The sequence below is a fragment of the Streptomyces rimosus subsp. rimosus genome (genome assembly GCF_000720725.1).
Classification (GTDB): domain Bacteria; phylum Actinomycetota; class Actinomycetes; order Streptomycetales; family Streptomycetaceae; genus Streptomyces; species Streptomyces rimosus_A.
This window is the reverse complement of record NZ_JOCQ01000033.1, coordinates 62,094-82,131: the sequence shown is the minus strand read 5'-3', so window position 1 is coordinate 82,131 and position 20,038 is coordinate 62,094. Positions and strand designations below refer to the sequence as shown.

At 71.7% G+C, this 20,038-nt stretch carries 17 protein-coding genes; 8 read left to right on the top strand and 9 right to left on the bottom strand.

What is annotated here, in order from left to right; translation table 11 throughout:
* The coding region (locus IH45_RS0118850; protein WP_030669235.1) for a helix-turn-helix domain-containing protein at window positions 1-673 on the bottom strand (673 nt) is incomplete at its 3' end.
* Between the two features lie 270 nt (window positions 674-943).
* On the opposite strand from IH45_RS0118850, the gene IH45_RS0118845 reads away from it, so the two are divergent.
* From IH45_RS0118845 to IH45_RS0118825, 5 genes are all read left to right on the top strand, one after another.
* Complete coding sequence (locus IH45_RS0118845; protein WP_234440585.1) at window positions 944-1,681, top strand: mycothiol-dependent nitroreductase Rv2466c family protein; 738 nt, start codon at window positions 944-946, stop codon at window positions 1,679-1,681.
* 192 nt (window positions 1,682-1,873) lie between these two features.
* Window positions 1,874-2,653 carry an ABC transporter ATP-binding protein gene (locus IH45_RS0118840; RefSeq protein ID WP_030669231.1) on the top strand — a complete coding sequence of 260 codons (780 nt, stop codon included), beginning with the start codon at window positions 1,874-1,876 and terminating at the stop codon, window positions 2,651-2,653.
* Window positions 2,654-2,691: 38 nt separating this feature from the next.
* A complete protein-coding gene (locus IH45_RS0118835; protein ID WP_030669229.1) occupies window positions 2,692-5,295 on the top strand; it encodes an ABC transporter permease in 2,604 nt (867 codons plus the stop codon).
* A 125-nt stretch (window positions 5,296-5,420) separates the two neighbouring features.
* Complete coding sequence (locus IH45_RS0118830; RefSeq protein ID WP_030669227.1) at window positions 5,421-6,404, top strand: YihY/virulence factor BrkB family protein; 984 nt, start codon at window positions 5,421-5,423, stop codon at window positions 6,402-6,404.
* Window positions 6,405-6,534: 130 nt separating this feature from the next.
* Complete coding sequence (locus tag IH45_RS0118825) at window positions 6,535-8,193, top strand: catalase (protein WP_030669225.1); 1,659 nt, start codon at window positions 6,535-6,537, stop codon at window positions 8,191-8,193.
* A gap of 93 nt (window positions 8,194-8,286) precedes the next feature.
* On the opposite strand, the gene IH45_RS0118820 is transcribed toward IH45_RS0118825, so the two are convergent.
* The 4 genes from IH45_RS0118820 to IH45_RS0118805 all read right to left on the bottom strand — a co-directional run bounded on the left by IH45_RS0118820 (window position 8,287) and on the right by IH45_RS0118805 (window position 10,567).
* Window positions 8,287-8,547 carry a DUF4235 domain-containing protein gene (locus IH45_RS0118820; RefSeq protein WP_003982202.1) on the bottom strand — a complete coding sequence of 87 codons (261 nt, stop codon included), beginning with the start codon at window positions 8,545-8,547 and terminating at the stop codon, window positions 8,287-8,289.
* Window positions 8,547-8,945 (bottom strand): DUF3618 domain-containing protein, encoded by a 399-nt coding sequence (locus IH45_RS1000000145295; protein ID WP_050514971.1) that lies wholly within the window; start codon window positions 8,943-8,945, stop codon window positions 8,547-8,549. The genes IH45_RS0118820 and IH45_RS1000000145295 overlap by 1 nt, the downstream gene beginning before the upstream one ends.
* The gene (locus IH45_RS0118810) at window positions 8,942-9,361 is read right to left on the bottom strand and encodes a phage holin family protein (protein WP_030669219.1); all 420 of its coding nucleotides are present in this window, start codon (window positions 9,359-9,361) and stop codon (window positions 8,942-8,944) included. The genes IH45_RS1000000145295 and IH45_RS0118810 overlap by 4 nt, the downstream gene beginning before the upstream one ends.
* Window positions 9,362-9,541: 180 nt before the next feature.
* Entirely contained in the window at window positions 9,542-10,567 is a 1,026-nt protein-coding gene (locus tag IH45_RS0118805) for an ATP-dependent 6-phosphofructokinase (RefSeq protein WP_030669217.1), read from the bottom strand.
* A gap of 231 nt (window positions 10,568-10,798) precedes the next feature.
* Here IH45_RS0118805 and pta point away from each other — a divergent pair, with 231 nt between their 5' ends.
* The 3 genes from pta to pyk all read left to right on the top strand — a co-directional run bounded on the left by pta (window position 10,799) and on the right by pyk (window position 15,692).
* Window positions 10,799-12,895, top strand: coding sequence for a phosphate acetyltransferase (gene pta / locus IH45_RS0118800; RefSeq protein ID WP_030669214.1), 2,097 nt, complete (start codon window positions 10,799-10,801; stop codon window positions 12,893-12,895).
* A gap of 40 nt (window positions 12,896-12,935) precedes the next feature.
* Window positions 12,936-14,147: an acetate kinase gene (locus IH45_RS0118795; RefSeq protein WP_030669211.1), complete on the top strand. Its 1,212-nt coding sequence runs from the start codon at window positions 12,936-12,938 to the stop codon at window positions 14,145-14,147.
* A gap of 117 nt (window positions 14,148-14,264) precedes the next feature.
* Window positions 14,265-15,692 (top strand): pyruvate kinase, encoded by a 1,428-nt coding sequence (pyk, locus tag IH45_RS0118790; RefSeq protein ID WP_030669208.1) that lies wholly within the window; start codon window positions 14,265-14,267, stop codon window positions 15,690-15,692.
* Window positions 15,693-15,791: 99 nt separating this feature from the next.
* Here the strand turns inward: pyk and IH45_RS0118785 are convergent, their stop codons facing one another.
* From IH45_RS0118785 to IH45_RS0118770, 4 genes are all read right to left on the bottom strand, one after another.
* On the bottom strand, window positions 15,792-17,156 hold the full coding sequence (locus IH45_RS0118785) for a hypothetical protein (protein WP_030669206.1): 1,365 nt from the start codon (window positions 17,154-17,156) through the stop codon (window positions 15,792-15,794).
* Window positions 17,146-17,652 (bottom strand): DUF6114 domain-containing protein, encoded by a 507-nt coding sequence (locus IH45_RS0118780; protein ID WP_030669202.1) that lies wholly within the window; start codon window positions 17,650-17,652, stop codon window positions 17,146-17,148. The genes IH45_RS0118785 and IH45_RS0118780 overlap by 11 nt, the downstream gene beginning before the upstream one ends.
* Before the next feature lie 142 nt (window positions 17,653-17,794).
* Window positions 17,795-18,433 (bottom strand): DUF6230 family protein, encoded by a 639-nt coding sequence (locus IH45_RS0118775; protein WP_030669199.1) that lies wholly within the window; start codon window positions 18,431-18,433, stop codon window positions 17,795-17,797.
* 614 nt (window positions 18,434-19,047) lie between these two features.
* On the bottom strand, window positions 19,048-20,007 hold the full coding sequence (locus IH45_RS0118770) for a tetratricopeptide repeat protein (protein ID WP_030669197.1): 960 nt from the start codon (window positions 20,005-20,007) through the stop codon (window positions 19,048-19,050).
* Between the last annotated feature and the right edge of the window lie 31 nt (window positions 20,008-20,038).

Below are 20,038 nucleotides of genomic sequence, written 5' to 3'. Positions count from 1 at the left end.
CGGCCGGGCGACGGCAGCCCCGTGCCGCGCCCCGGCGTCCATCGTGACTTCCCCCCGGCCCCCGCCCGCTGCCCGCCCTGGCCGCGTCCCCGGTCGCGGGGACCGTGTCGGTGTCCGTGCCGTCGCCGTCCCGCGGGTCCGGGCCGGTCACCAGGCGGGCCACCGCGGCCGCGAGGGCGGTGAGCGGCCGGGGGCCGGGGGTCAGCAGCGACGGACGCCAGTGCGCGCCGAGGTGGGGCAGCAGTCCGGCGCGCAGCAGTGACGATTTGCCGCTGCCGGACGCGCCGAAGACGACGGTCAGGGTGTGCTGTTCGACGCGCCCGGACAGCTCCTTGGTCAGCGTGGCGCGGCCGAAGTACTCGGCGGCGTTCGTCGTTTCGAAGGCGGCCAGCCCGGGATACGGGCAGCGCGCCGTGCCCGGTCCGTCCTCGCCGGCCCCGGCGGCGGCCCGCCACCGCGCCTCCCACTCGGCCCGGTCCCCGCCGCACGCCCGGGCGTAGGCCAGGACGACGTCCAGCGTCGCCAGCCGTTCGCCCTTGGCCGCCTCCGCCAGCGTGCTGGCCGAATAGTGCGCCGTCTTGGCGAGCGTGCGGTAGCTCGGTGTCCCGGCCCGCTCCCGTAACTGCCGTAGTTCCCAGGCCAGCCGCTCCACCGGTCCGGCCGCCGGGTCCACCGGCCGTTCCGGCCGTCCCAGCCGGGGCTTGTTCTGCCCTGCCCCTGCTATCTACGCCACCTTCTTTCCTGCCCCGTGGCCGCCCCCACGGCCCGGCCTCTTATTGTCCGGCTTGTTGGTCCCGGGCGAGCTGCACTTTCGGACAACTCCGCGGCGTCGCGGAGTCGTGGTCTCCGGCGTCGTCGGGGGCGGAACGGGGGTCGCCGGGCGGGCCTTCCCCGATGGCATCCTGGAGACGTTCCGGGCCCGGACCGGAGGGGGATGATCACGGTGGTTCCGCAACCCGTCGGCCATGGCGGCCCCGCCAAGGCGGCGGACTTCTGGTTCGACCCGGTATGTCCGTACTCCTGGATCGCCGCGCGGTGGATACGGGAAGTGGCGCGGGTCCGTCCGGTCCGCGTCCGCCTGCGGCTGATGAGTCTTCAGGTGCTCAACGAGGGCCGGGAGGTCAACCCGGAGGACCCGGACGGCGAGTGGGGCGCCTATCTGTGGGCGCCGGTGCGGGCCTGTGCCGCGGTGGAGCAGCGGTACGGGCAGGAGGCCCTGGACCGCTTCTCCCTCGCCCTCGGCGTCCGGCTGCACCACCGCGGCGAGTGGGACGGGATCGAGCGCGCGCTCTCGGACGCGGGGCTGCCGCGCGAGGTGGCCGAAGCGGCGTGGACCACGGAGTACGACGCGGCGATCCGGGCTTCGCACGCGCGCGCCGTCGCCCTGGCCGGCGAGGACGTCGGCACGCCCGTCGTCGCGGTGGACGACGTGGCCTTCTTCGGGCCGGTGGTCTCCCCCGTACCCCTGGGCGAGACGGCGGGGCGGCTGTGGGACGGTGCCCTGATGACCGCTTCCGTGCCCGGCTTCTGCGAACTGCGCCGGCCGGCGGCTCCCGCACCGGACTTCGGGCCCGAGCCGGTCATCCGAAGCGCCGGAAGCCCTGCCCGGCGGCCCGTCCCGGGGCCGGCCTCAGGGTTTTACGTCGGCCATAAGTCGGACGTCCGTCCCTCCACGGGATGACGGATCATTCGCGGGTCGGACTTCCGGCCGGTCCGGCTTTCGGCACTTCGGGCTGAGGTGCCGGGCACCCCGCGCGATCAAGAATGGGACAGCACCGCACGTCCGGCTCCCGGGGTCCTTCCGGGAGCCGGACGTCCGTCCGGGGCCCGGCGCCCCGCCGCATCCGCCCGTCCCCGTTCCAGGAGTTTCCCCGTGTCCCACGCGGCCGCCTTTTCCGCCCCCGCCCCCACCACGGCCGTCGCCGCCCGTGCCACGGACCTGAGCAAGGTCTACGGTCAGGGCGAGACCCGCGTGGTCGCCCTGGACAACGTGTCCGTGGAGTTCGGCCGGGCCCGCTTCACCGCGATCATGGGGCCGTCCGGCTCCGGCAAGTCCACCCTCATGCACTGCATGGCCGGGCTGGATTCCATATCCTCCGGCTCCGCGCGGATCGGCGACACCGAACTGAACGGGCTGAACGACAAGCACCTGACCCGGCTGCGCCGCGACAAGATCGGCTTCATCTTCCAGGCGTTCAACCTGCTGCCCACGCTGACCGCCCTGGAGAACATCACGCTCCCGATGGACATCGCCGGCCGCAAGCCGGACCGCGCGTGGCTGGACAAGGTCATCCAGACCGTCGGCCTGTCCGGGCGCCTCAAGCACCGGCCCGGCCAGCTCTCCGGCGGCCAGCAGCAGCGCGTCGCGGTGGCCCGCGCCCTGGCCTCCCAGCCCGAGATCATCTTCGCCGACGAGCCGACCGGCAACCTCGACTCCCGCTCCGGCGCCGAGGTCCTGGGCTTCCTGCGCGAGTCCGTACAGGCGATGGGCCAGACGATCGTCATGGTCACCCACGATCCGGTCGCCGCCGCCCACGCGGACCGGGTGGTCTTCCTCGCCGACGGCCGCATCGTCGAGGAGCTGTACGAGCCGACCGCCGACGCCGTCCTGGACCGGATGCGGCTGTTCGACGCCAAGAACCGTACGAGCTGACGCCCGCCGCCCCCCACCCCAGGACTGACACCACCACCATGTTCCGAACCGCCCTGCGCAACGTCCTCGCGCACAAAGCCCGACTGATGATGACCGCGCTCGCGGTCCTCCTCGGCGTCGCCTTCGTCTCCGGCACCCTCGTCTTCAGCGACTCGGTCGGCCAGGCCGTCAAGAACGCCTCGGCCAAGAACTTCAAGGACGTGGCCGTCTCCGTCCAGTCGGGCTCGTCCGACGCCGGGCCCGACCCGGAGGACGCCGACGGCCGCCGCATCAGCTCCCTCGACGACAAGCTGGCCGACCGCATCCGCGCGCTGCCCGGCGTGGCCTCCGTGCACGCCAACATCAGCGGCCGCGCCACCGTCGCCGACAAGGACAACCAGCCGATCGGTGAGTCCTGGCAGAGTGTCGCCGCCAACTACCAGCCGGGCCCGGACGGCAAGGACGCCCGCTACCCGGTCGTCCAGGGCCACGGCCCGCGCGCGGCGGGCGAGATCGCGCTGGACGAGGGCACCGCCGAGAAGGGCGGCCTGAAGGTCGGCGACACCGTGCGCTTCGCCACCGACGGACCGGCCCTCACCAAGAAGCTCGTCGGCATCGTCCACTCCGAGGACCCGAAGGTCACCGCGGGCGGCAGCCTGGCGCTGTTCGACACCGCGACCGCGCAGCAGCTGTTCACCCACCCCGGCACCTACGACGAGCTGGTGGTGTCCTCCAAGCCCGGCACCGACGACGCGGCGCTGACCGACGCGGTGAAGAAGGTGCTGCCGAAGGACCGCGCCGAGGCGACCAGCGGCAGCAAGCTCGCGGCCGAGCAGGCCAAGATGGTCGAGCGCAGCAACAGCGCGCTGAGCAAGACGCTGCTGGTCTTCGCGGGCATCGCCCTGTTCGTCGGCATCTTCATCATCGCCAACACCTTCACCATGCTCATCTCCCAGCGCAGCCGCGAGATCGCGCTGATGCGGGCGATCGGCGCCTCCCGCCGCCAGGTGGTGCGCTCGGTGCAGGCCGAGGCGGCCCTGCTCGGCCTGGTCTCCTCCGTCGTCGGCTTCGGTCTGGGCACCGGTATCGCGGTCACCATGCGCGCGGTGCTCAACGCCAACGGCGCCGGGTTCCCCGACGGCCCGCTGGTGATCACCCCGACCGCGGTGCTGTCCGCGCTCGGCGTGGGCGTGCTGGTGACCGTGCTCGCCGCCTGGCTGCCGTCCCGCAAGGCGGCGAAGATCGCCCCGGTCGAGGCGCTGAGCACGGTGGACGCCGCCCCGGCGCTGCGCGGCCTGGTCGTCCGCAACACGATCGGCGCGCTCGTCACCGGCGCCGGCGTCGCGATCATGCTGTACGTCTCCACCCTCACCAAGAGCGACGACAGCAACCTGATGACCGCCATGGCCGGCTCCGTGCTGACCCTGACCGGCGTCATCATCCTCTCCCCGCTGCTGTCGCGGCCGCTGGTCGCGCTGGCCGGAAAGGTCACCACGCGGATCTTCGGCATCAGCGGCAAGCTGGCCAAGGAGAACGCGCTGCGCAATCCGCGCCGCACCGCCGCCACCGCCTCGGCCCTGATGATCGGCCTCACGCTGATCACCGGCATGACGGTCGCCGGCATCTCCACGCAGCGGGCGGCGGACGAGATGTCCGCCAAGGGCCTGACCGCCGACTTCCAGGTCACCACGACCAACTACCGCGGCCTGGACCCGAAGCTGACGCAGCGGGCCGCGTCCGTGCCCGGTGTCGAGGCGGCGGTGCCCCTGCGCCAGACCGTCTTCGACGTGGCGGCGGACGGCGCGTTCGGCATGCTCACCGGCACCGACCTCGACCGGATCGGCAAGGTCACCGACCTCAAGTTCCGGAGCGGCTCGCTCCAGGCCGTACGGGACAGCGGCGGGATCGCGGTCTCCGAGAGCCGGGCGAAGGAGAAGGGCTGGAAGACGGGCGACACCCTCCAGGCCACCTTCCCCACCGACGCCCGTGGTGACGAGCGGAAGCAGAAGGAGCAGAAGAAGACGCCGCTGAAGATCGCCGGCATCTACGAGGACAACCAGGTCGTCGGCGAGAGCCTGAGCTCCACCCGGCTGGTCGACCCGCACCTGAAGCCCGTCAAGGACGACAAGGTCCTGGTCAAGACCGCGAACGGCCCCGAGGCCGGGCTCGCGAAGGAGATCCGCAAGGCCCTCGGTGACAGCCCGCTGCTGAAGGTCCAGGACCGCGACGGGCTGCGCAAGGAGAACGCCGGCCAGATCGACATGGTGCTGAACCTGGTCTACGGACTGCTCGGCATGGCCGTGATCATCGCGGTGGTCGGTGTGGTCAACACCCTGGCCATGTCCGTCTTCGAACGCACCCGGGAGATCGGCATGCTGCGCGCGATCGGCCTCGCCCGCACCGGCATCAAGCAGATGGTCCGCCTCGAATCCGTGGTCATCTCCCTGTTCGGCGCGGTGCTCGGGATCGGCGTGGGCACCTTCCTGGCCTGGTCCGGCGGCGCCATGGCGGCCGGTGCGATGCCGACGTACGAGATGATCATCCCCTGGGAGCGCCTCGGCACCTTCCTGGCGATCGCCCTGGTCGTCGGCATCCTCGCCGCCGCCTGGCCCGCCCGCCGCGCCGCCCGCCTCAACATGCTGGAGTCCATCGGCTCCGAGTGACCCGCCCGGAGGCGGCCCCTCTCCCGCCCGTCCCGTCCCCTCTCCCCCGGGGACGGGACGGGCGTCTTCGTATGCCCGGGGCGGGTACCGGGGTTGGACCGCCCCGGAAGGGCAACCCGCCCTCCATGGCTGCCGAATCCTCCACCGAGAAGCCCACCACGGTGATCGCCCACTCCTGGTGGGACGTACTACGGCGTACCGGCAAGGAGTTCGTCGACGACGAACTGCACGACCGGGCCGCGGCACTCACGTACTACGGGGTGCTCTCGCTCTTTCCGGCACTGCTGCTGCTCGTCTCGATGCTCGGGGTGATCGGGCAGTCGGCGACCGACGCGATCCTGAAGAACCTGGAGGAGATCACGCCGGGGGCCGCGCGGGACATCCTGAGCGAGGCGGTGCGGCAGCTGCGGGACGGGCCCGGTACGGGCAGCGTGCTGGCCGTGCTCGGGCTGCTGGGCGCCCTGTGGTCGGCCTCCAGCTACATCGCGGCCTTCATCCGTGCCGCCAACGCCGTCTACGACCTGCCGGAGGGGCGGCCGGTGTGGAAGACGCTGCCGCTGCGCCTGGGCGTCACGGTCGTGCTGATGGTGCTGCTGGCCGCCAGCGCGGTGATCGTGGTCTTCACCGGCACGCTGGCCCGCCGGGCGGGCCGCGGCCTGGGGATCGGGGACACCGGTCTCGCGGTCTGGTCGGTCGCCAAGTGGCCCGTGCTGGTCCTGCTCGTGGTCCTGATGATCACCATCCTGTACCGGGCCACGCCCAATGTACGCAGCCCGGGTCTGCGGTGGCTGACCCCGGGCAGCTTCCTGGCCGTCGTGCTGTGGCTGGCCGCCTCGGCGGGCTTCGCGCTGTACGTGGCCAACTTCGGCTCGTACAACAAGACGTACGGCACCCTGGCCGGCGTCATCATCTTCCTGGTCTGGCTGTGGCTGTCGAACCTGGCGGTCCTGCTGGGCCTGGAGTTCGACGCCGAGCTGGCCCGGCAGCGGGCCATCGCCGAGGGGCACCCGCCGCGCGAGGAGCCGTACGTGGAGCCGCGCGACACCCGCGCCTGGCCCGCCCGCCTGCGCAGGCCGCGCAAACGGCGCGCGCCGTCCCCCGACAGCTGAGCGGCCCCGTACGCACTGCACCAAGAGGGTGAGCGTCTGCACGACCGCCGTCCAGGGCGGGTACCCCTCGGGAGCCCCACCCACGGCGCGGACCCGAGCGCCTTCGAGTGCCGAAGGAAACGGAAGAGCAGTGACAGACACAGCGAGCCAGGGACCGGCACCGGGCGACGACCGCCCGGTGCTCACCAACCGGCAGGGCCACCCGGTCTACGACAACCAGAACCAGCGGACGGTCGGGGCGCGCGGCCCGGCCACGCTGGAGAACTACCAGTTCCTCGAAAAGATCAGCCACTTCGACCGGGAGCGCATCCCCGAGCGGGTGGTGCACGCGCGCGGCGTGACCGCGTACGGCTTCTTCGAGAGCTACGGGAAGTGGGGCGACGAGCCGGTCGGCCGCCACACCCGGGCCCGGCTGTTCCAGGAGGCCGGCAAGCGCACCGAGGTGGCCGTGCGGTTCTCCACCGTGATCGGCGGCCGGGACTCCTCCGAGGCGGCCCGCGACCCGCGCGGCTTCGCCGTGAAGTTCTACACCGAGGACGGCAACTGGGACCTGGTCGGCAACAACCTGGGCGTCTTCTTCATCCGGGACGCGATCAAGTTCCCGGACGTCATCCACGCCCTCAAGCCCGATCCGGTCACCCACGAGCAGAAGCCGGCCCGGATCTTCGACTTCATGTCGCAGACGCCCGAGTCGATGCACATGCTGGTCAACCTGTTCAGCCCGCGCGGCATCCCCGCCGACTACCGGCACCAGCAGGGCTTCGGCGTCAACACCTACAAATGGGTGAACGGCGAGGGCAGGACCGTCCTGGTGAAGTACCACTGGATGCCCAAGGCGGGCGTGCGCAGCATGACCGAGGCGGACGCGGCGGCGGTGCAGGCCCAGGAGCTGGGACACGCGACCAAGGACCTGTACGAGGCGGTCGCCCGCGGCGAGTACCCGGAGTGGGAGCTGCTCGTCCAGATGATGGACGACCACGACCACCCGGAGCTGGACTTCGATCCGCTGGACGACACCAAGACCTGGCCGGAGCAGGACTTCCCGCCGAAGCCGGTCGGCCGGATGGTGCTCGACCGGATGCCGGACAACTACTTCGCCGAGAACGAGCAGATCTCCTTCGGCACCGGCGTCCTCGTCGACGGGCTGGACTTCTCCGACGACAAGATGCTCGTCGGCCGGACCTTCTCCTACAGCGACACCCAGCGCTACCGGGTCGGCCCGAACTACCTCCAGCTGCCGGTCAACCGGGCCAAGCACGCGTCCGTACGCACCAACCAGCGCGACGGGCTGATGGCGTACGAACAGGATCAGCACGGGGACAACCCGGAGGTCAACTACGAGCCGTCGATCACCGGCGGGCTGCACGAGGGGCAGTACCCGACCCACGACGAGCAGGGCCCGGAGATCCGCGGCCGGCTCACCCGCAAGCGCATCCCGCGCACCAACGACTACCTCCAGGCGGGCCAGCGCTTCCGGCTGCTGGAGGACTGGGAGCGCGACGACCTCGTCACCAACCTCACCCACCTGATCTCCCAGGCCGACCGGCGCGTGCAGGAGCGGATGGTGTGGCACTTCCTGCTGGTCGAGAACGAGCTGGGCCTGCGGGTCGGCGAGGGGCTGGGCATCGGGCCCGGCGACGTGTCCCACCTGGAGCCGCTGACGGGCCAGACCCTGACGGACGAGGACCGCAAGCGGCTGGCGAACCTCGGTGACAACCCGCCGCGGGACGTCTCCGGGCTCACCATGACCCACTGCGTACCCGACGAGCGGCACGCCGTCGCGTCCTGACGGGCGCACGGGGCGACCGTGGGTGCGGCCCTGCCGGTGGTCCGGCGGGGCCGCACCCGTGGGTACGGGGGCCCTCGGCGGCCGTCCTGTGGATCAGCCCGGCCAGGTGCCCGTCGCCTTGCGGACGGCCACCGCGCCGCTGCGGTCCACGGCCGCCTTCACCACCGCGAGCGTGGCGCCCTGGAGCGCGGCGGCCGGCAGCACCTCCCGCCAGCGGCGTTCCTCGTCCGTGGCCTTCGGCGCGTCCTCCTCGCGGCCGACCAGCTTCCACAGGCGCTTGAACAGGAAGCCGGCCAGCACCCCGCCGAGGGCCCCGAACACCATCCCCAGCGGCTTGTAGAGCAGTTTGATCATCAGCGGTGTCCTTTGCTCCGGCAGGCCCGGCGGGCCTTGGCGCCCGCTCCGGCGAGCGGGCGGGCGGTCTTCTTCGCGCGCGGCCCGGTACGCAGTTTCGTACGGCGCAGGTGCGGGCGCACCCGGGCGCGGCCACGGCGCCGCAGCACCAGCGCGCCGGCCAGCAGCGCGCCGCCCGCGGCGGCGGCCGTCCGGACGGCCGTGGAGCCCGTCAGCCGGTGCGTGGCCGCCGCGGCGCCGTCCTTGATCCGGGCCGCCTTCTCCTGTGCGCGGCTCTTGACGTCGGCCTTGTCGGCCAGCTCGGCCACCGTGTCGCCGAGCTCCTGCCGGGTCCGCTCGATACGGGCGCGCAGCTCGGCCGGGCTCGCGCCGTCGCCGCCGCGGGGGTCACTGGTCATCGCCGGGCCCTCTCCTTGATCGTCTCGATGTCCTGGCGGACGCTGTGCACGGCCTCCTCGGGCACCGGCGGTGTGGCCCGCCGGATCTTCTGCCGCCCCAGCAGCCCCAGGACCGCCGCCAGCACCAGCAGCGCGCCCACGACCACGAGGCCCGCGGCCCACAGCGGCAGCACCAGCCCGAGCGCGATGACCGCGGTGGCCACCAGCGCCTGTGCGGCCAGGAACGCCACCGTCCCGGCCCCGCCGAGCAGCCCGCCGCCCACGCCGAACCGCTTGCCCTTGCGCGCCAGCTCCGACTGCGCCAGGCGCATCTCGTCGCGTACCAGGCTGGACAGTTGTTCCGACGCCTGGGTGACCAGCTCGTTGACCGGCCTGCCGTCCGGCCGGGCCGTCCGGTGATCCACGAAGTCGCTCATCCCGGTCACGCCTCCTTCCTCGTGCGCGCCGGGTACCTCCGCACGGGCCGGTTAACCGGAACGTTGGCCCGTACGGGTGCCGGAAATCCGCGTACGGCCGGGGGCCGGGCCGCGCGGAACGCGAACGGCGCGCGTCCCCGGACCGGGAACGCGCGCCGTCGAAGAGGTGCGGCGGCCGGATCAGAAGACCGACTCGGCCTCCTGCATGCGGTTCACCGGCACCCGCTTCAGCTCGGTGACCGCGTCGGCCAGCGGGCTCATCACGATGTCGGTGCCGCGCAGGGCGGTCATCTGGCCGAAGTCGCCGCGGTGCGCGGCCTCGACGGCGTGCCAGCCGAAGCGGGTGGCGAGCACACGGTCGTACGCGGTGGGGGTGCCGCCGCGCTGGACGTGGCCGAGGATGACCGGGCGGGCCTCCTTGCCGAGGCGGTGCTCCAGCTCGCGGGCGAGGGCGGTGCCGATGCCCTGGAAGCGCTCGTGGCCGTACTGGTCGATCTCGCCGTGGCCGTAGTCCATCGTGCCCTCGGCGGGGTGGGCGCCCTCGGCGACGCAGACGACGGCGAACTTCTTGCCCCGGTCGAAGCGCTCCTCGACCATCTTCACCAGGTCGTTCACGTCGAAGGGGCGCTCGGGCAGGCAGATGCCGTGGGCGCCGCCGGCCATGCCGGACTCCAGCGCGATCCAGCCCGCGTGCCGGCCCATGACCTCGACGACCATGACCCGCTGGTGCGACTCGGCGGTCGTCTTCAGGCGGTCGATGGCCTCGGTGGCGACGCCGACGGCGGTGTCGAAGCCGAAGGTGCGGTCGGTGGCGGAGATGTCGTTGTCGATGGTCTTGGGCACACCGACGATCGGCAGGCCGGCGTCGGCGAGCATCTTGGACGCGGTGAGCGTGCCCTCGCCGCCGATGGGGATGAGCACGTCGATGCCGTACTCACGCGCGAGGTCCTTGCCGTTGTCGCACGCCTCGCGCAGCCGGGCGCGCTCCAGGCGGGCGGAGCCGAGGATCGTCCCGCCGCGGGCCAGGATGCCGCTGACCGCGTCCAGGTCCAGCTTGCGGAAGCGCCCGTCGAGCAGACCCTTGAAACCGTCCTCGAAACCGATGACCTCGTCGTCGTGGCCCGTCAGGGCCCGGTGCACCACCGAACGGATCACAGCGTTGAGGCCGGGGCAGTCGCCGCCTGCGGTGAGGACTCCGATACGCATGGTGCTGTGTCTCCTGTGTGCTCGCTGCTGGTTCGTGTGAGCCGGTCCGATTGTTTCACGGGCCGGGAGGCGGTGCCCGCACGGCACCGGGCACCGCTGCCGTCACCCGCTGACGCATGCGTAAAACTGGAAGAGCGGCTTAACCACAGCCGCAGGTATTGTCAAGGGGGGCAAGCTCACCATAACGGTTAATTTGACCTTGCGAAGCGACGGATGGATCGGAGAGCACGCGTGACGCGCAGCGTGTACGTGACCGGGATCGACCGCGGCGACGGCCGCCAGGTAGTCGAGCTGGGAGTCATGGAACTCCTGACCCGCCATGTGGACCGGGTGGGGGTCTTCCGCCCGCTGGTCCACGACGGGCCCGACCGGCTGTTCGAACTGCTGCGGGCGCGCTACCGGCTCTCCCAGCCCGCGGAGACCGTGTACGGCATGGGTTACGAGGAGGCCGCCCGCCTCCAGGCCGAGCAGGGCACCGACGAGCTGGTCTCCCGGCTCGTCGAGCGCTTCCACCAGGTGGCCAGGGACCACGAGTACGTCCTGGTGCTCGGCTCCGACTACGCGGCCACCAGCCTGCCGGCCGAGCTGAACCTCAACGCCCGGCTGGCCAACGAGTTCGGCGCCGCGGTGCTGGCCGTCGTCGGCGGCCAGGGCCAGGAGGCCGGGTCGGTCGGCGCCGAGGCCCGTAACGCCTACCGCGCCTACCACTCGCTGGGCTGCGACGTCGTCGCGCTGATCGTGAACCGGGTGGCGCCCGAGCAGCACGCCGCCGTGGCCGAGCAGCTCGCCGGCCACCTGCCGGTGCCCTGCTACACGCTCCCCGAGGACGGCGCGCTCTCCGCCCCCACCGTCGGCCAGATCGTGCACGCGCTCGGCGCCGAGGTGCTGCTCGGCGACGACTCGGGGCTGGCCCGCGACGCCCGCGACTTCGTCTTCGGCGGCGCCATGCTGCCCACCTTCCTCAAGGCGCTGACCCCCGGCTGCCTGGTCGTGACCCCCGGCGACCGCGCCGACCTGGTCATCGGCTCGCTCGCCGCACACAGCGCCGGCGCCCCGCCGATAGCGGGCGTGCTGCTGACCCTCGACGAGCGGCCGGGCGCCGACATCATGGCGCTGGCCAACCGGCTCGCCCCCGGCACGCCGGTGATCTCGGTGGCCGGCGGGTCCTTCCCGACCGCGGCCGAGCTGTTCGCCGTCGAGGGCAAGCTGAACGCCGCCGCGCCGCGCAAGGCGGAGACCGCGCTCGGCCTGTTCGAGCGGCATGTGGACACCGCGGAGCTGACGAACCGTATCTCCGTCGCCCGCTCCGGCCGCGTCACGCCGATGATGTTCGAGCACGAGCTGATCGAGCGCTCCCGCTCCAGCCGCCGCCGCGTGGTGCTGCCCGAGGGCACCGAGGAGCGGGTGCTGCGCGCCGCCGACGTGCTGCTGCGCCGCGACGTGTGCGACCTGACGCTGCTGGGCGAGGAGAAGGCGATCCGCAAGCGCGCCGCCGACCTCGCCATCGACCTGTCGGACGCGCAGATCACCGACCCGCAGACCTCGCCGCTGCGCGAGCGCTTCGCCGAGCTGTACGCCAAGCTGCGCGCCCACAAGGGCGTCACCTACGAGCTGGCGTACGACGTGGTCGCGGACGTGTCGTACTTCGGCACCCTGATGGTGCAGGAGGGCCTGGCCGACGGCATGGTCTCCGGCGCGGTGCACTCCACCGCGGCGACCATCCGCCCCGCCTTCGAGATCATCAAGACCAAGCCGGGCGCCCAGATCGTCTCGTCCGTGTTCTTCATGTGCCTCGCCGACCGCGTCCTGGTCTACGGCGACTGCGCCGTCAACCCGGACCCGAACGCCGAACAGCTGGCGGACATCGCCATCCAGTCGGCGACCACCGCCGCCCAGTTCGGGGTCGAGCCGCGCATCGCGATGCTGTCGTACTCCACCGGCACCTCCGGCTCCGGCGCCGACGTCGACAAGGTGCGCAAGGCCACCGAGCTGGTCCGCGAGCGCCGTCCCGACCTGCTGGTCGAGGGCCCGATCCAGTACGACGCGGCCGTGGACGCCGCGGTGGCCAAGACGAAGCTGCCGGAGTCCGAGGTGGCGGGCCGGGCCACCGTGCTGGTCTTCCCCGACCTGAACACCGGCAACAACACCTACAAGGCGGTCCAGCGCTCGGCGGGCGCCGTCGCCGTCGGCCCCGTCCTCCAGGGCCTGCGCAAGCCGGTCAACGACCTCTCGCGCGGCGCGCTGGTCCAGGACATCGTCAACACCGTGGCCATCACGGCCATCCAGGCACAGGGCGCGGCACCGGGCGGCTCGCCCGCCGCCGTCTGACGCCCCCGCCGTCCCCCCACCACCAACCGAAAGCTGCTTCATGACTGCCAACGCCACCCGCGTCCTCGTCCTCAACTCCGGCTCCTCGTCGGTGAAGTACCAGCTGCTCGACATGCGCGACGGGTCCCGGCTCGCCGCGGGCCTGGTCGAGCGGATCGGGGAGGAGACCTCGCGCCTGGCCCACACGCCGCTGGCCACCGGCGGTGACAAGAGGGAGCGCGAGGCGCGGATAGCCGACCACGAGGAGGCGCTGAAGGCGGTCGCCGACGAGCTGTCGGCGGACGGGCTGGGCCTGGACTCGCCGGAGCTGGCGGCGATCGGGCACCGGGTGGTGCACGGCGGTCTGAAGTTCACCGAGCCGACGGTGATCGACGACGCGGTGCTCCAGGAGATCGAGCGGCTGGTGCCGGTGGCGCCGCTGCACAACCCGGCGAACATCACCGGCATCAGGACGGCGCAGGCGCTGCGGCCCGACCTGCCGCAGGTCGCGGTCTTCGACACCGCCTTCCACACCACGATGCCGGAGCACGCGGCGCGCTACGCCATCGACGTGGAGACGGCCGACGCCCACCGCATCCGGCGCTACGGCTTCCACGGCACCTCGCACGCGTACGTCTCGCGCAAGACCGCCGAGCTGCTGGGCAAGGCGCCCGAGGACGTCAACGTCATCGTGCTGCACCTGGGCAACGGCGCCTCCGCCTCGGCGGTGGCCGGCGGCCGCTGCGTGGACACCTCCATGGGCCTGACCCCGCTGGAGGGCCTGGTCATGGGCACCCGCTCGGGCGACATCGACCCGGCGGTGGTCTTCCACCTCAAGCGGGTGGCGGGCATGGACGCGGACGAGATCGACGTACTGCTCAACAAGAAGAGCGGGCTGATCGGGCTGTGCGGCGACAACGACATGCGGGAGATCCGCCGCCGGATCGACGAGGGCGACCAGCGGGCGGCGCTCGCCTTCGACATCTACATCCACCGGCTGAAGAAGTACATCGGCGCCTACAGCGCGGTGCTGGGCCGGGTGGACGCGGTGGCGTTCACCGCGGGCGTCGGCGAGAACGCGGCGCCGGTGCGCGAGGCGGCGGTCAAGGGTCTGGAGGAGCTGGGGCTGGCGGTGGACGCCGACCTGAACTCCGTACGGTCCGACGAGGCGCGGCTGATATCGCCGGAGTACGCGCGCGTCGCGGTCGCCGTGGTCCCCACCGACGAGGAGCTGGAGATCGCCAACCAGACGTACGCCCTGGTCAGCAACTGACCCGTGGCACCACCGGCCAGGCGCCGACGGCAGCCGTACGGCGCCCGGCCGGTCCCCCGCTTCCGGGCACCCGAGCCCAAATTATTCCGCTCCGAAACAAACGATAGGATCGATCCCATGCGCCGTTCCAAAATCGTCTGCACCCTGGGCCCCGCCGTCGACTCCTACGACCAGCTGAAGACGCTGATCGAGGCCGGCATGAACGTGGCCCGATTCAACATGAGCCACGGCACCCACGCGGAGCACGAGGAGCGCTACCACCGCGTCCGCAAGGCCGCCGAGGAGACCGGCCGCGCCATCGGCGTGCTGGCCGACCTCCAGGGCCCCAAGATCCGCCTGGAGACCTTCGCCGACGGCCCCGTTGAGCTGGTGCGCGGTGACGAGTTCGTCATCACCACCGAGGACGTGCCCGGCGACAAGACCATCTGCGGCACGACCTACAAGGGCCTGCCCGGTGACGTCTCCAAGGGCGACCCGGTCCTGATCAACGACGGCAACGTGGCGCTCCAGGTCGTCGAGGTGGACGGCCCCCGGGTGCGCTGCATCGTCATCGAGGGCGGTGTCATCTCCGACCACAAGGGCATCAACCTGCCCGGCGCGGCGGTCAACGTCCCGGCGCTGTCCGAGAAGGACATCGAGGACCTGAAGTTCGCCCTGAACATGGGCTGCGACCTGGTCGCCCTGTCCTTCGTCCGGGACGCCAAGGACGTCAACGACGTGCACCGGGTGATGGACGAGGTCGGCCGGCGCGTACCGGTGATCGCCAAGGTGGAGAAGCCGCAGGCGGTCAACAACATGGAGCAGGTCGTGGCGGCCTTCGACGGCGTGATGGTCGCCCGTGGCGACCTCGCCGTCGAGTACCCCCTCGAAAAGGTCCCGATGGTGCAGAAGCGCCTGGTGGAGATGTGCCGGCGGAACGCCAAGCCGGTGATCGTGGCGACCCAGATGATGGAGTCGATGATCACCAACTCGCGGCCGACCCGCGCCGAGGCGTCCGATGTCGCCAACGCGATCCTGGACGGCGCCGACGCGGTCATGCTGTCCGCCGAGTCCTCGGTCGGCCAGTACCCGATCGAGACCGTCAAGACGATGTCGAAGATCGTCGAGGCGGCCGAGGAGGAGCTGCTGTCCAAGGGCCTGCAGCCGCTGGTCCCGGGCAAGAAGCCCCGTACGCAGGGCGGCGCGGTGGCCCGCGCGGCCGCCGAGATGGCCGACTTCCTCAACGGCAAGGCGCTGGTGGCCTTCACCAAGTCCGGTGACACCGCCCGCCGCCTGTCCCGCTACCGCGCGGCCCAGCCGATCCTGGCCTTCACCACGGACGCCGCCACCCGCAACCAGCTCGCGCTGAGCTGGGGCGTGGAGACCTTCGTCGTGCCGCACGTGGAGCACACCGACGAGATGGTCGACCTGGTCGACGCCGAGCTGCTCAAGCTCCAGCGCTACAACGACGGCGACACCATGATCATCACCGCCGGCTCGCCCCCCGGCGTGCCCGGCACCACGAACATGGTCCGGGTGCACCACCTGGGCGGGGACCGCGCCTGACGCGACGGCGTGACGTAATGCGCGGCGCGCACAACTGAAAACGGCTGTGGGCCGCATCCCGTCGGGGTGCGGCCCGCTGTCATGCCGGTGCGGTACGGGTCACCCCGTGATCGACTGATGCAGCCCCGGAATCGTCAGGGTGCCGCCGAACTGGCCCGCCTGGGTGATCTTGACCTTGGTGAAGTACGCGAAGGGGACGTTGATCGGCGGCGGGTGCTCCGGGTCGAAGACGATCGGGATCAGGCCGAAGAGGTTGCCCTGGAGGCGCTCGGTGTACATGGTGACCTTGCCGCCGCGGATCGTCGAGGTGGAGCCCGCGGCTGCCTGGACGTGGTACTTCTTCCCGGCCGGGCCGTCCACGATCTGGTGCAGGTCGCCGATGTCGATGCTGTCGGCGGTGAACTTCAGGGCCTGCTTGGTGCGGCCGTCGGGCATCGTGAGGTTGACGACGCCCTCGTAGTCCAGGCCGCGCAGGGTCAACCCGCTGGACTCCAGGTACCAGGGCTGGTTCGGGACGGTGGCCGGGGGCCGCTCGTCCGTGCCGGCGACCTTCTTCTCCTCGACGCAGGGGAACGGCTTCTTGCCGTCCGCGTCGGGGGCGCCCGGGTCGGCGCTGCTGCTGGGGGACGGGGAGGCCGACGGCGAGGCGTCGCCCGCCTTGTCCTTGGCGTCCTTCGCCGCGTCCTTCGCGGCCTTCCCTGCCTTGTCGGTGACGTCCCCGGCCGCCTCGCCCGCCTTGCCGACGGCGTCCTTCAGCGGGTCGGTCGGCTTGGTGGAGGGCTTGTCCGTGGACTTGCCGGGGGTGCTGCCGGAGTTCCCCGACGGGGTCGGGGACGGCGTCGCGCCGGGGCCGGCCGGCTTCCCCTGGCCGGGGTGGAAGACGTCGTGCAGCTTCTTGCCCACGCCCAGGGGGTCGTACCAGGGGTTCTCCTCCGCGGGAGAGGAGGAGGCCGACGGGGACGGCGTGGGCGCGGGGGCCTTTCCGGACCTGTCCGGGGACGGGGAGGGAGTCCGGGAGGAGGCGTCGGGAGACGGGGTGGGCTTGGTGTCCGTACCGGCGTCGCCCTTCGCGCCACCGGCGGTCCGGTCCTTGCCCGGCTCGGCGGGCTTCCCGGGCTTCCCGTCTTCGGCCGCCTTGTCCTTCTCGGCCTTGTCCTTCTCGGCCTTCTCCTTGGCGGCCTTGTCCTTCGCCGCCTCGTCCTTCGCGTCCTGCTCCGTCTTGTCGGGAGCGCTGACGCACGGCCCCTTCTTGAACGGGCTCTCCGGCTGCGGCTTGGCCATCGCCAGCTGCGGGGTCAGGCCCATGCCCATCAGGACGGCGGACGGCATCGCGGCGATGGCGATCGCCTTGCCCGCGGGCACGTGCAGCCGGGTCAGCAGCGGCTTGCGCGGGGCCGCGTGGCGCGGCCCGGTTCTCGCCCCTGGAGCGGCCGCGTTCGTCTCGTGCAGCTCGTCACCCGGCACTGTGCCTCCCGTTCGTCCCGTTGACCGGGGTCGCTCCTGACAGGTCGTCCGGTGTGCTGCCCGCGGGCCGGGCCGGTGTTCCGTCCTCGGGGGCGAGGGGCTTGCCCGGTGCCCAGGAGACCCCCAGCGCGCCGCCGATCAGGCCCAGCACGAAGCCGACCATGAAGGCGCCGAAGTTGGAGACGACCAGGGAGACCAGGGACAGCAGGATCGCCGCCACGCCCGCGAACACGCGCGAGGCGGGCTGGAACCACATGGTCAGGCCGAGCACGACCAGGAGTACGCCGATGATCAGCGAGCCGGCGCCCGCGGTCGTCGCCATCCGGACGGTCAGGGAGCCGATCGTGAGGTTCGCGTAGGGGATGTACATGATCGGGAATCCGGCCAGCAGCGTCAGCAGCCCGCCCCAGAACGGGCGCTGACCTCGCCACTCCCGGAACGAAGTGCGCTTGCGGCCGATGCTCTCGTTCTGCCGTGGTCGCGTGTCGGCGCTCATGTCGTACAGCTCCTCGGGACTGGCGAATCGGTGGTACGTGAGCCGGGTGCTGGTGCGGCGGCCGCCGGCGTACGGGTGCGGGGCGCGCGGACGGCGGGCCGCTCCCGCCGCGCGCACCCCCCGCTCCCGTGCGCTCAGGGCGTCAGTAGCACTCGTTCTTGCCGCGGCTGACGTTCATGTGCAGACCGCTGAGCCTGAACGTGCCGGCCGTGGTGGCCCAGGCACGCTGCTTGACATCCTCGAAGTGGACCTTCTCGGCCTGCTGGGCGAAGGAGCCGGGGAGGTAGCTCCCCTCGCCTCCCTTGCCGGGCCGGGCCGGGCCGGGACCCTTGGTGGTGCTGTCCACCGAGACGCCGATGTCCACGTTGGTGAACGTCGCGTTGGTCCGCAGGTCGTCGGCGTCGATGTAGAGCGACTTCGCGTAGACGCGCGGGTCCTTCTTCTTGCTGCTGCCCGCCTCCAGCCGCATCGTCACATCGCCGAAGATCGGCACCGGCACGACGACCGACTGGCACAGGTCGGTGATCTCCGCGGAGTTCATGCCCACCACGGCGACCGGGTGCTGGCTGTCCTTGCCCTTGTCCAGGGCGCCGTACTGGACGAACCCGTCACCGTCGAGTGCGGACGCGGTCACCTTGAACTGCTGGCCGGACACGCTGAACGACGCGGCCAGCGCGCCCTGCGCGATGGCGACACCGATGGCCGCCGTCGCCGCGACGCTCGGGACCATGACGACCGCGAACCGCTTCCATCTGGTCCCGCCACGAGCCAGGGACTCCATGACTTTCCTCCTTCTCGGACGTACATCTCCGGTTGCGGTCCGGGTCTCGGGGAGACGGCGGCCGTACCTGGGATGGGAGAAGTGCTACGTCCTCGGGAAGGAGAGCGCCCGTATCGAAAGGCGTACAGGCGTAGCGCGTTCCGAAGCACCGGCGATCACCCCCGAGCGACAACCACTGGCCCCGCTCTCGCGCGGCCTTGTCGGACAGGCCCTGCCGGGTGGGCAGGAACCCCCCTGTCCAGGACCGGCGGCGGTGCCGCCGGCCACTCGGTGGGGACCCATCGCCCCCGCGACGCCGACCGGTTGCCGGGCGGGGGAAATGGACCGAGCGTGGCCGATCGTGGTGCATCGGAAGCCGTCGCACAAGGGGTTCGTTACTTGCGAGTAACGGAGAGATAACCGGCGTGCGACGGCGCGAAATCGAGCGCGCACCCAGGGTTGTCGCTAACCGTGATGCGACATGGGGGAATCACGGACAAAAGGCGTCGAATCACGGCACTGCTCTTACTCCAAGTAACAGCGGCCACGATTACCAAGATTTGGTAAAACGTGGCCGCTGCTGAGCAGGAGGCCCCCCGCGCCTCAGGAGACACGGGAGGCGGAACGCCGAAAGGTCAGAAGAGCACCCGCGCCAGTGCCGTACGCGCCGAAATCACCCGCGGGTCATCGGCGCCGATGACCTCGAACAGCTCCAGCAGCCGCACCCGCGCGGCCTCGCGGTCGTCGCCGGCCGTGCGCCTGACGGCGTCCACCAGCCGCCCGAAGGCGTCCTCGACATGCCCGCCGACCAGGTCCAGGTCGGCGGCCTTGATCTGCGCCTGCACGTCGCCGGGGGCGTCGGCCGCCGCCTTGCGCACCTGCTGCGGGTCCAGATCCTGGACGCGGCTAAGGAGTTCGGCCTGCGCGAGGCCCAGCTTGGCCTCCGGGTTGGCCGGGTCGTCCGCGAGAACGTTCTTGTACGCCTGGACGGCACCGGCGAGGTCGCCGTTGTCCAGCGCCTGGTTCGCGGCCTCCAGGAGCGCGTCGTACGGACCGGCCGGCGCGGGAGCGTCCGCGGGCTCGGCCGCTGCCGGGTCCACCGGCGCGCCCACGATCCCGAACTGCTGCTCGGCGGCCTGGACGAGCTGGTCCAGCACCTGGCGGATCTGCGCCTCCGGGGCCGCGCCCTGGAACAGCGGGATCGGCTGGCCCGCGACGACCGCGAAGACCGCCGGGATGCCCTGCACACCGAACTGCTGGAACAGCGCCTGGTTGGCGTCGACGTCGATCTTGGCCAGCACGAACTTGCCGGCGTACTCCCCCGCCAGCCGCTCCAGCAGCGGGCCGAGCTGCTTGCACGGCTCGCACCACTCGGCCCAGAAGTCGATGACGACCGGCACCTCGGTGGAGCGCTGGAGGATGTCCTGCTGGAACCCCGCCTCGTCGACGTCGTACACCAGCCGGGCACCGCCGGCCGGCTTGCCCGTGCGGGCGGCTTCGGCGCGCGCCTGCTCCGCCTTCTGCTTGGCTTCCCCGGCCGCCTTCACCGCGGCGAGGTCGACGACTCCACTCATGGACATGTTGCGTGGCTGCATGGGCCTATCCTCCCCCCTTCCGCGGACCGTT